Here is a 1,494-nt window from a genome sequence, read left to right as displayed (position 1 = left end):
CCCTACTTCACGATCGAGGAGCATTCTGTGCCCGAAGCATCAGCGAACATCGGAGTCGTCGGACTCGCCGTCATGGGCTCGAACCTCGCCCGCAATCTCGCGAGCCGCGAGGGCAACACCGTGGCGATCTTCAACCGCAGCTTTGAGAAGACGCAGTCCGTGCTGGACGCGCACCCGGAGGCCGGTTTCATCCCGGCCGCGACGTATCAGGAGTTCGCGGACTCGCTGCAGAAGCCGCGCACCGCGATCATCATGGTCAAGGCCGGTGCCCCCACGGATGCCGTGATCGACTCGCTGGTCGAGGTGTTCGAGCCGGGCGACATCATCGTCGACGGCGGCAACGCGTTCTTCCCCGACACGATCCGCCGCGAGAAGACGGTCCGGGAGACGGGCATCAACTTCGTCGGCGCCGGGATCTCCGGCGGTGAGGAGGGTGCGCTGACGGGCCCGTCGATCATGCCCGGCGGCTCGGACGAGTCCTGGGTCACGCTCGGCCCGATCCTCCGCTCGATCGCCGCGGTCGCGGAGGGTGAGCCGTGCGTCACGCACGTCGGTCACGACGGCGCCGGTCACTTCGTGAAGATGGTGCACAACGGCATCGAGTACGCCGACATGCAGCTCATCGCCGAGGCGTACGACCTGATCCGCCGCGGCACCGGGAAGACCCCCGCGGAGATCGCGGACATCTTCGCCGAGTGGAACAAGGGCGAGCTGGAGTCGTACCTGATCGAGATCACCGCCGAGGTGCTCCGCCAGATCGACGCGGAGACCGGCAAGCCGCTCGTCGACGTCATCCTCGACCAGGCCGGCGCGAAGGGCACCGGCGCGTGGACCGTGCAGACCGCGCTGTCGCTCGGCGTGCCCGTCTCCGGGATCGCCGAGGCGACCTTCGCCCGCTCGCTGTCCTCCCACCCCGAACAGCGCGCGGTCGCGTCCGCGCTGCCCGGTCCGGGCGAGGACTTCACCGTCCCCGCCGACCAGGTCGACGCGTTCATCGAGGACGTGCGCCTCGCGCTGTACGCGTCGAAGATCGTCGCGTACTCGCAGGGCTTCGACGAGATCCGCGCCGGTGCCGCCGAATACGACTGGAACATCGACCTCGGCGCGATCAGCAAGATCTGGCGCGGCGGCTGCATCATCCGCGCCCAGTTCCTCAACCGCATCGCCGACGCCTACGACGCCGAACCGGGACTCCCCGTCCTGATGACCGCCCCGTACTTCGCCGAGGCCTTCACCCGCGCCCAGGCCGCCTGGCGCCGCGTCGTCGTGACCGCCGCGCAGGCCGGCATCCCCGCCCCCGCGTTCAGCTCCTCACTGTCGTACTACGACGGCATCCGCGCCGACCGCCTCCCCGCCGCCCTCGTCCAGGGACAGCGCGACTTCTTCGGCGCACACACCTACAAGCGCACCGACAAGCCCGGCACCTTCCACACCCAGTGGTCCGGCGACCGCACCGAGATCGAAGCCGAAGACACCCACTGACGCCTCCTGACG

At 69.1% G+C, this 1,494-nt stretch carries 1 protein-coding gene; it reads left to right on the top strand.

Going from position 1 to position 1,494, the window contains the following annotated elements; translation table 11 throughout:
• Positions 1-27 precede the first annotated feature (27 nt).
• Positions 28-1,482, top strand: a complete 1,455-nt coding sequence (gene gndA / locus G6G98_RS17035) for an NADP-dependent phosphogluconate dehydrogenase (protein ID WP_166706155.1) — start codon at positions 28-30, stop codon at positions 1,480-1,482.
• Positions 1,483-1,494: the final 12 nt, after the last annotated feature.

Origin of the sequence: Microbacterium hydrocarbonoxydans, from assembly GCF_011752045.1 — a bacterium.
GTDB lineage: Bacteria > Actinomycetota > Actinomycetes > Actinomycetales > Microbacteriaceae > Microbacterium.
The sequence above is the reverse complement of the archived record's forward strand: the minus strand, read 5'-3'. Positions and strand labels throughout refer to the sequence as shown.